The following is a 9,361-nucleotide window of genomic DNA, read 5'->3' as shown; positions in this document are numbered from 1 at the left end:
CGTGAAGCTACAACTCAACTGATCACAAAAGTCGGGTTGGAGTACTAGGAGTCGAAATGAAATAACTTGCGCGTTTCGAACCCTCCACAGGCCTGTGACCTGCGATGATGCTCTCGATCACGTATTTGTTACTTCATTACGTCCCCCTAGTCCTCGGGCGGAGCCTCGTTACGGCTCATCGGATTGGCTGCGACGAAGGCCCGGGTCTGTTCATAGGCGCGCTGAATGTACGCCTCCAGCTCGGTGCGCTCCACCCGCCACTGACCCCGTCCCCCGATCTTGATGGCGGGGAGCTCGCCCGAGCGGACAAGCGCGTAGGTCTGGCTGGAGGAGATGTTGAGGATGTCCGCCACATCGCTGAGTTGAAGGAAGCGGTCGTTCATCAAAGTCCTCCTTCTGAGGGCAGATGTCTCTCCTCACGTGTGTATCAGAGATACCACCGCTTATCGCGTCCGGATGCGCGTGCTTGTGGATAAGTGCACGCGGATACCGCCAAAAGCCCGTGCTCGCAGGTACTGGACTGGTCCGCTACCCGTGCCCGCCTGGCCCAGAGGTCGACGGATCCCGTTCGGTCCGCATCCGATTCCTCGCTGGTTTGGCTGGGCTCAGGGCCGACGACCGCGTACGCTCTGCGACCGGAAGGTGCGAACATGTACCAATGGTCCGGCCAGGAGAAAAGGGAGGTCTCCCGGTGACCGAGCTCGCCGCGGCACCGGCCCGCCCGGAGGCGTCCCCGCCACCGGCATCACCCCCGGCCCGTCGGTTGACCCGCCGACGGTGGCGTGACTCCCGGCTGCTCGTCGGGGTGTTACTCGTGCTCGTCTCGGTGGTCGTCGGGGCGCGGCTGTTCGCCAGCGCGGACGCGACCCACCAGTGGGTGGTCGCCAAGGTGGACATGCCGGCCGGGCACATCATCGTCGCCGGGGATCTCGCCACGGTGCCGGCCAGGCTCGACGAGAGGACCTCGGGTCGTTACTACCCGGGAAGCCGTCTCGACGACCTGGTCGGCGCCACCCTGGCGCGGCCGGTGGACACCGGCGAGCTGGTGAGCGGGCCCGACTTCGCCGGCCAGAACACCCAGCCGACGCGGCTGGTGCCGATCATCGTGAAGGCCGGGCGGCTGCCGGCTCTCGGACCGGGTGACCATGTGGACGTCTTCGTGTTCCAGAGCGGCGCCGTCGCGCCGAGCACTACCGGGGGCGATCAGCAGGCCGGCCGGAGCACACCGGCCGCGCCCGCGGGCGCGGGGGCCGAGGTGCTGATCCTGCACGACGTCGAGTTTGTCAGCCTCGAGAAGTTGACCAACGGGGACCGTTCGCTAACGCTGCGCGTACCGGTGGACAACGCCATCCAGGCCGTCGCGGCCTCGCAGAGCGAGCGGGTCGACGTCGTGAAGATTGAGCGCGACTCCCGCGGTGGGGTCGGCTCGACGGGACCGACCACCGTGCCGGGGTACGGCCGGTGAGCCTGCCGATCCTCACCGCTGTCACCGATGCGATGGTCGAGGCCGGCCTGGTCTCGGCCTTCGATCGTCGCGACCTCGGGGTTACGGTGGTGCGCCGCTGCGTCGACCTGCCGGACCTGCTGGCCGCGGCGACCACCGGCGCGGCCCGGGCTGCCCTGCTGTCTGCGGACCTGCGCCGGCTTGACCGGGATGCGTTGACCCGCCTGGCCATGGCGGGCATTGCGGTGGTCGGGCTGACCGCCCCCGGCGACGAGGACGGCGACCGGCGGCTGCGGCAGCTCGGCGTGGCCGCGGTCATCCCCTCGGACGCCACCGCGGAGGTCATCGCGGGAGCGGTCGTCGAGGCATCCCGGGCGCTGGCGACGAACGCGGCCGCGCCGGCGACCCGGGCGCCCGGTTCCTACAGCGAACCACTCGTCGGGTTCGGGCCGCTCGCCCCGGCCATCGGTGTCACCGACGGCGTGGGGCCGATCGGACCGGGCGACGGCCGGGTGGGCCGGGTGATCGCGGTATGGGGTCCGGCCGGCGCGCCGGGACGCACCACGATCGCGCTGTGCCTGGCCGCCGAACTCGCCGGGCTGGGGACCTCCACCCTGCTGGTGGACGCCGACTCCTACGGCGGCGCGGTCGGGCAGCTCGTCGGCCTGCTCGAGGAGGCCCCCGGTCTGGCTGCGGCGGCCCGGTCGGCCAACCAGGGGCTGCTGGACGTGCCCCGGCTCGCTGTACTGTGCCGTGATCTGGGCGGCGGCCTGCGAGTGCTGCCCGGCATCCCCCGCCCCTCGCGATGGCCCGAGCTACGCCCGGCATCCGTTGAGACCGTGCTGTCGATGGCCCGGCGCCTGGCGTCCTTCGTCGTTGTGGACTGCGGGTTCTGCCTGGAGACGGACGAGGAACTGTCGTTCGACACCTCCGCGCCCCGGCGTAACGGAGCGACGCTCGCCGTGCTGGGCGCGGCCGACGTCGTGCTGGCGGTGGCGTCTGCCGAACCGGTCGGTCTGGTCCGGTTTGTGCGGGGACTGTCCGACCTGCGGGAGACCGTCCCCTCCGTCGACCCGCTTGTCGTGGTGAACCGGCTGCGCGCCTCGGTCGTGGGCGGAGACCCGGCCCGCGAGGTCAGTCGGGCGATTCTGCGCCACACCGGGACCGAGCCGGTGGCCCTGGTGCCCTACGACCTCGCCGGGCTGGACGCCGCTCAGGTGGCCGGACAGCTCCTGCGTGACATCGCTCCGACCTCCCCGGCCCGGCTGGCGATCAGGGAGCTGGCCGGCCGGCTGCTTGGCCGCCCGGCGGCTCCCCGCCGTCGGCGGGGGAGCCTGCGGCGCCAGGCCCGGTGAACTCGGTGAGTCCGGCGAACCAGATGATCTTGGTGAGCGGGCAGGCCGTCCCGACGGACGAGCCGGGGCCGCATCCCCCGCTGGGCCTGCTGCCGTCCGGCCGATTGCTTGCGCGGCGTCGGCAACTCACGGTTACGCCCTTGGCGTAACCGTGACATAAAGTATTCGTGTCGCCATCTTGGTGTAGTGGGGGCGGTTACAACGAGCAATTTGGGGGCATCGCTGTGTGGAGGAACTTCGGTCAAGTCGTGAGAGAGATCTCACTGATAGCTTCCGACCTTATAAAATTTACTACATAGAGTAGCTTTCTTAATCCGTAGAGTCTGAGATGCGAGAGAAGTCGTACAAGAAAGTCACGTAACGTAGCATCGTATATGTATCTGCGAGCGGTCTCTTTCGGCAACGTTACGCTAGTGGGAGCATGCCTCGCCAGCACCACACGAGTCGTACCTTGATCTCCTATGGGCGCGGCGAGAGGTACGTGATGCTCGTTCGAGACGGCTGGGGGTGTGTCGGGTGAGCCGAGAGTACGCGAAGGCCGTGGGCGCCCGGTTGCGGGCGATTCGGATACAGCAGGGTCTGTCGCTGCAGGGAGTGGAGCAGAAGTCGCGGGGGCGGTGGAAGACCGCTGCCGTTGGCTCCTACGAACGCGGTGACCGCATGATCAGCGTGCATCAACTCTCCGAACTCGCGGGATTCTACGGAGTCCCGGTCTCGGCGCTGTTGCCCAACGAGGATCAGCTGCCGCCGCGGGAGCGTCGCCCACGTACGGTGCTCAACCTGGAGAAGCTGAGCGAGGCTCCGCCGGACTCCTCTGCTCTCGTCCGTCGGTGGGTTGCCCAGATCCAGCGCCAACGGGACGACTACGCCGGCCGTGTGCTGTCCATCCGGGATGGCGACGTGCGTGCGCTCGCCCTGCTCCACGACACGACCCCCCAGGAGTTCGCCGAGCGGCTGCGGAACTGGGGAGTGCTGGAGACCAGCTTCCCCGAAGAGAGTAGCGAGGAGCCGCCGGAGTAGTCCGGTGGACTGCCCGGGCGCTTCGAGCGCCGGGAGCAGCAAGGTACGGTCAACGCGGACCATGGACTGTTACCGGCCCATCCCCGGCCGTCCCGACGAGGCGGGCACGCCGTTTGTGGGCGGGTCGGCCCAGGTGCGACCGGGCGGCCCACATGGCAGCGAGCATGCCGGGCGGCGGGCATCCCAGCGCGATGCGTCTCCCTTCCCGGTCGCCGCGCCGGGAGGTGGACTATGACCAGGAAACGGGCCCCACGCAGAGGTCTGGTCCTGGGAGCCGGTGGAGTGCTCGGCTCCGCCTGGATGATCGGCGCGATGCGGGCGGTCGAGACCGCGACCGGCCGTAATCTGAGCGGAGCCGACCTGGTGGTCGGCACGTCCGCCGGCTCGGTGGTCGCGGCCCTGCTCGGTCTGGGGATCGGCATCGACGTGATGGCCAATTCCGAGCGGGGGATCTACGAGGCGGGGGATCCCGTTCTTGACTACCGCGACCTCGGTGCTTCCCTACCCCCGCGCCCCCGGATGCGCATGGGTTCACCGAGGCTGCTGACGGCCAGTGCCCGGCACCCCCGGCGGTCCTCGCCGATGGTCACGCTGGCGGCGATGCTTCCACAGGGCCGTGGGAAGATCTCCGCGGTCGGCGATCTGGTGACCGCGGCGATGGACCGCAAGGGCCTCGATCCGACCGGGTGGCCCACCAGGCCCGCGCTGCGGGTGGTGGCCATGAACTTCGACACCGGTGAGCGCGTGCTGTTCGGTGTGGCCGATGCGCCTCGGGCAACCTTGTCCGAGGCGGTGATGGCGTCGTGTGCCATTCCCGGCTGGTACGCCCCGGTCGCGGTGGACGGCCAGCGATTCGTTGACGGCGGAACCCGATCGCCCGCATCGGTCGATCTTCTCGCCGACGCGGGCCTCGCGGAGATCCTGGTGCTCGCCCCGGCCTGCTCGTTCCACCTCGACCGACCCCGTGGCACGGTGGCCCGGGTCGAACGCCAGGTCCGCCGGGCCGCCACCCGCCGGCTGATGCGGGAGGTCGAGATGGTGGAGGCGGCGGGCACCCGGGTGACGGTGCTCTGCCCAGGTCCGGAGGATCTCGAGGTCATCGGCGGAAACGTGATGGATCTGACCCGGCGGGCCCAGGTGTTCGAGACGGCGCTGCGTACGACGGGCGAGGCCCTGCATGCCGCCGCCCGTTCCGCCCGTTCCGGCGTGGCCGGGGCCACCGACGACGCCGAGGCGAGCGGGGGCCGGCTTGGGCTCGGCCTGGCCGGCTGACCTGGTCCTCGTGGCTGACCTGGTCCTCGTAGCCGGCTCGCCCCGGTTGGTTGCACACTGAGCGGGTGCGCATCTATCTCCCGTCCACGCTGGCCGTCGCCCGATCGGTCTGGGAGTCCGCGCGCATCCCCCCAGGCACCGGATTCGCGGTCACCCCCGCGACGCGCGAGTGGTACGCCCAGTCGGAGTCCGAGGAGGAGTTGGAGTACGCGGCGCTGCACGACGCCGGCCGGGCAAGCCTGCGGCTGCTGGACGCCGACCCGTCCGCGCCGCGCCGGCGCATGGTCTTCGTGGCCGATGTCGCGGACGGCGAGGTGCGGGTAAGAGATGATCTTGAGCAGGGTGCCGTCGAGGTGGACTTCCCGGTGCCGTGGTCGGCCGTGCAGGCCATCCATGTCGACGACGGAGACGACGAGGAGGTTGTCGCGGCGGTCGCGGCGGCGGCGAAGTGCATCGTCGAGGCCGATCTCGGTGGGGATGACGCCGCCTTCACCGTGGACAGCGTCGAGGGCTTCGAACTGCTGTGGTTCGCGCCTCAGGAGCTCCCCGGTCTTCTCTGACCCCGACGGAGACGCGGATGTTGGGTGCGCGGGGGCGGAGGTCTCCCCCGCGCGGCGGAGGAGACCACGCACGTTGACGGCTCGTTGGGGCATGCTGTCTGGACTGGTGACCAGCTGGCGTGAAATGTTCCCGACGGGCGGCCCTCGCGGTTGTCTTCCCATACTCCTCACTCCTCCCTGGGGTGCTGTTCGTCGCCTGCCGTCCGTGAACGGTGATTTCCCACCCAGGGAGATCGACGTGGACAACGGTTGAACCTCCCCGGGTGCGGCCGATGCCGGGCGTTGCGAATAATGCTGGGGAGTCTTGCGGCGGCGACCGGGTCACCACCTGGATGGCGCCGAGGGGGCTCCACTTCCCACAACCTTCGTACCGAGATGTCACCCCCGCTGGCAGGTGTGATCTCGACCGACCTACCGCGGTAAGGAGGCTGGCAGCCCATGCTGTACCTCGCCGGGCAGATCCTGGCATACGTGCTGGTGGCGATGCTCATTGGTGCGGCGCTGGCCTGGGTCTTCCTGATCGCGCCGCTGCGCCGGCAGGCCCGCAACGCCGACGCTGACGCCGCGCGGAATCGGGCGGGATCGGTGGAGACGCCGGCCGGCACCGGCTTGGGCCTCGACGAATCCCGCCCCGGCGCGGTCCCGTCAGCCGATCAGGCGGCAGCCGCGAACGACGTGAACCGCGTGAATGCCGGGAATGCTGCCGAGGCCGGGAACGCCGTGGCGGCGTGCGTCGGCGACGCCGACACGGGTGTCCCCGGTTCGGGCGCCCGCGGCACGGGCACAGGGCAGGCCGCCGAGCTGATCGCCCGGTTGCGCCGGCAGCGTGACGACGTCGCCTTGGAGAAGGCGGATCTAACTGCCCGGCTCGCTGTCGCCGAACAGCGTGCCGCGGAGTCCGAACGGCGGATCGCCGAGGCGGAGCGCCATGCCGTGATCGCAAGCGCCCGGGTCGAGGAGATCGAGGCAGCGATGCGGGCCCGGGCGTACGCCGTGACACCCGGCGCGGCCCAGGCCCTCCCGGCCGGCCCGGGTGCCGCCGGCGAGGGTACTGTCGGCCCGGGTGCCGCCGGCCCGGTGCCGGCGGGCTCCCCGGGGGCGGGCGGTGATCCCGCCGGCCCTTCGGCGGCGGAGCTCGCCCATGAGGCCGAGCTGCTGCGCAGACAGCTCGTCGAGGCCGAGGGCCGGGCGGCCAAGTTCTCCTCCCGACTGGCCATGGCCCGTACGGAGGCGGAGGACGCGCAACGCCAGGTGGCCACCATGACCACCCGGCTGGATCGGCACCAGGCCGAATGGGCGGCCGAACGGCTCAGCCTGCTGGGGCGGATCGCGAAATCCGAGGCGCTTCTGGGCCAGGCCTCCTCTGACGAGAAAGCCGGTGCCGAGCATCCCGAGGCTGCCCCCACCGCCGAGGCCGCCGTCGCGGTCGGGGTTGCTGCCGCGGGCGGTGTGGTCTCGTCGAACCTCGCGGTCACCCCGAACGAGGCGGGGCCGTCGAAGAGCGCGCTGCCCGCGCACGGCCTGGCTCTGTCGCCCGGGGCGAACATCTCGGGGGCGACGGTCCAGGCGAGCGGCGTTGCCACGAAGAACCGGCCACCGGCCCCGGGCGGACCGCCGTCGAGTAGTCAGGGGAGTGGCTGCGGCGTGAAGAGCACCGGTGGCAGGAGCACCGGTGGAACGAACGGGGCCAGCGGCCAGCCGGGTACGGGTAGCCGGGTCGTGCTGGAACCCGCGCCGCGGTGGAACGGTCTCCTCGATCCAGTGCGGTCGGGCGGCGACAACCTCAAGGAGATTGTCGGCGTGGGCCCGGTGATCGAGGCCCGGCTGCGGGCGTTGGGCATCACAACCTTCAGTCAGCTGGCCGAAATGGGTGATACCGACGTCGAGCGGCTCGCTCACCGGCTGGATGGCTTCGGTGACCGCATCGTCTCCGATGATTGGGTCGGCCAGGCCCAGGATCTGCAGGCCCGGCACTACGGCGGCGTCTACTGACCGGACCGCCGTCCACCTCGCTCGTCACAGTCCGGAGATGAGTCCCTCGATCTCAGCCTCCAGGATCCGGCGGTCGGTGACGTCGGAGTAGAGCCAGACATGGCCGCGGTAGCCGTCGGCCGCGGTCAGCGGGATGTGGCTACGCTCGAACACCCGCCCGTCGGCGAACATCACTGCCTCCCGGCGTAGCGTCCGCCGTCGACGGAGCAGGGTGTCCAGGCGCGTCGCGAATCCGGATGGATCGTCCACCAGCCCGGGCCGGGGACGCAGCTGCAGCCGGCAATCCGTTCCGACCAGGTCGACGGGCAGGTCCGCCAGATCGAACAGATCGCAGTACACCTGGTTCACCGCCACCACACGCCCGTCCCGGTCGGCGATGAGCACGGCGGTCGTCAGTTCGGCGAGCAGGGTCGTCAGCCAGCGTTCCCGGTCCCGGCATGCCTCCTCGATCCGTCGGGCCTCGGTGAACGGGCAGCCACAGGTGTGGTTCGAGCCCCTGGCGCGTCCGAAGGGACGCAGGTCGTCATTCTCGCTGCGATGCAGGGCCACGGCCGCGCGCCACTCCGCGCCAGGCGGGAGCGTCCCGCGGGGAAACCCGACTGTGGGCCGATCCTCGGTGGCTTCGCGGGATGTCGCCCGGCCCGGCGTCGGTTCGCCGGGAACCGGCCGGCGGGGAAGCGGAACAGACCATTCCCAGCCCCGATCGGACTGGTCGGCCCGAGGCCAGGCCGAGGGTGCTTCGCGTCGCGGGTACTCGCCGTCGTCCTCGCGGTCCCCGGCCGCGTCGACGAGATCGGTCTCCTCGGTGTCACCGTGCCCGTCCAGCCCGTCCAGGCGGGCTATCTCGTCCACCCGATCGGGGCGATCCGACCGGTCGGACTGGTCCGGCAGATCAAACGGGCCCGGTCCGTCGAACACGCCGAACCTGTCGAGATCGCCCGCGGGCACCCCATCGGAGGCGAGGGCCTGGAGACCGAGGAGATCCTGATCGAGCAGGTGCCCGTCGAGGAGGTCGGGATCGAGAGCGGCGAGTTCGAAAGCCGCCTCGCGACGGCGAAGGCGGTCGAGCTCGGCCTGCCCGTCGTCAAGGTGTTCGAGATCGGCCGGTTCGTGATGCGCCGGTTCGTGAGACGTCGGTTCGCGGGAAGCGAGGTCGGGTTCGGCCCGTTCCTGGACGGCGACGTCGTCGGTATCGGGCTGGCCCGCGGACGATGGGCCGATCGGGGAGTGACGCCCTTGGACCCGCGGCGAGGACACCGGCACACCCGTCACCGGCACACCCGTCACCGGCCCGGCGGCGTTCCCGAACGCACTGGCCGACGGCACGGTGAGGGTGCCGACGATCCGTTGTCTACCGTCCCCTGCCGAGGTCACCATCGTCTGCATGACCGCGTCGCAGGGTGGTTCACCCGGTCGGATCAACCGGACCTGGATCGAAAACCCGTCGCCGTGCGTGACGAGGCGCCGCCACCGGCTGCCGACGTTCGCTACGTCGCCGGGATGGACGATGCGTTGCCATCCCCATCCGACCGCCTCGTCGCGGGTAACGCCGGTCAACTTGGACCACGGCCGGTTCACAAAGAGATACCGGCCTGCCGCATCGGTGGCGAATACCGCGACCGGGCAGTTTTCGACAATCCGCCAGAACATTTTCCAAGCGGTCGTGTCGAACATGTCTGACGATCGGGGATCCCGGGCGCCGCTCATCGTGATGCCCC

8 protein-coding genes are annotated in these 9,361 nt (G+C 70.2%); 6 read left to right on the top strand and 2 right to left on the bottom strand.

The annotated features are described in order from the left end of the window. Positions 1-146: 146 nt before the first annotated feature. On the bottom strand, positions 147-383 hold the full coding sequence (locus ACY45C_RS08550) for a helix-turn-helix domain-containing protein (protein WP_011435224.1): 237 nt from the start codon (positions 381-383) through the stop codon (positions 147-149). Positions 384-691: 308 nt separating this feature from the next. Between ACY45C_RS08550 and ACY45C_RS08545 the strand changes: the two genes are divergently transcribed. The 6 genes from ACY45C_RS08545 (at position 692) to ACY45C_RS08520 (ending at position 7,643) form a co-directional block, all read left to right on the top strand. After that, positions 692-1,465 carry an SAF domain-containing protein gene (locus ACY45C_RS08545; protein WP_462187082.1) on the top strand — a complete coding sequence of 258 codons (774 nt, stop codon included), beginning with the start codon at positions 692-694 and terminating at the stop codon, positions 1,463-1,465. Continuing rightward, positions 1,462-2,799 carry an AAA family ATPase gene (locus tag ACY45C_RS08540; protein WP_462187081.1) on the top strand — a complete coding sequence of 446 codons (1,338 nt, stop codon included), beginning with the start codon at positions 1,462-1,464 and terminating at the stop codon, positions 2,797-2,799. Before ACY45C_RS08545 ends, ACY45C_RS08540 begins: the two co-directional genes overlap by 4 nt. 516 nt (positions 2,800-3,315) lie before the next feature. Next, positions 3,316-3,819: a helix-turn-helix domain-containing protein gene (locus tag ACY45C_RS08535; RefSeq protein WP_462187080.1), complete on the top strand. Its 504-nt coding sequence runs from the start codon at positions 3,316-3,318 to the stop codon at positions 3,817-3,819. Between the two features lie 231 nt (positions 3,820-4,050). Next, complete coding sequence (locus ACY45C_RS08530; protein ID WP_462187079.1) at positions 4,051-5,091, top strand: patatin-like phospholipase family protein; 1,041 nt, start codon at positions 4,051-4,053, stop codon at positions 5,089-5,091. Between the two features lie 65 nt (positions 5,092-5,156). Continuing rightward, the gene (locus ACY45C_RS08525) at positions 5,157-5,651 is read left to right on the top strand and encodes a DUF6912 family protein (RefSeq protein WP_462187078.1); all 495 of its coding nucleotides are present in this window, start codon (positions 5,157-5,159) and stop codon (positions 5,649-5,651) included. Positions 5,652-6,089: 438 nt separating this feature from the next. After that, positions 6,090-7,643 carry a hypothetical protein gene (locus ACY45C_RS08520; protein WP_462187077.1) on the top strand — a complete coding sequence of 518 codons (1,554 nt, stop codon included), beginning with the start codon at positions 6,090-6,092 and terminating at the stop codon, positions 7,641-7,643. Positions 7,644-7,667: 24 nt separating this feature from the next. On the opposite strand, the gene ACY45C_RS08515 is transcribed toward ACY45C_RS08520, so the two are convergent. Next, a complete protein-coding gene (locus ACY45C_RS08515) occupies positions 7,668-9,350 on the bottom strand; it encodes a PAS domain-containing protein (RefSeq protein ID WP_462187085.1) in 1,683 nt (560 codons plus the stop codon). Between the last annotated feature and the right edge of the window lie 11 nt (positions 9,351-9,361).

The sequence above is a fragment of the Frankia sp. CcWB2 genome, assembly GCF_977927585.1.
The sequence above is the reverse complement of the archived record's forward strand: the minus strand, read 5'-3'. Positions and strand labels throughout refer to the sequence as shown.

What these genes read in the sequence shown, in the direction of transcription:
- ACY45C_RS08550 (WP_011435224.1), bottom strand. Translation starts at nt 383, where the DNA reads ATGAACGACCGCTTCCTTCAACTCAGCGATGTGGCGGACATCCTCAAC.
- ACY45C_RS08530 (WP_462187079.1), top strand. Translation starts at nt 4,051, where the DNA reads ATGACCAGGAAACGGGCCCCACGCAGAGGTCTGGTCCTGGGAGCCGGT.
- ACY45C_RS08520 (WP_462187077.1), top strand. Translation starts at nt 6,090, where the DNA reads ATGCTGTACCTCGCCGGGCAGATCCTGGCATACGTGCTGGTGGCGATG.
- ACY45C_RS08515 (WP_462187085.1), bottom strand. Translation starts at nt 9,350, where the DNA reads ATGAGCGGCGCCCGGGATCCCCGATCGTCAGACATGTTCGACACGACC.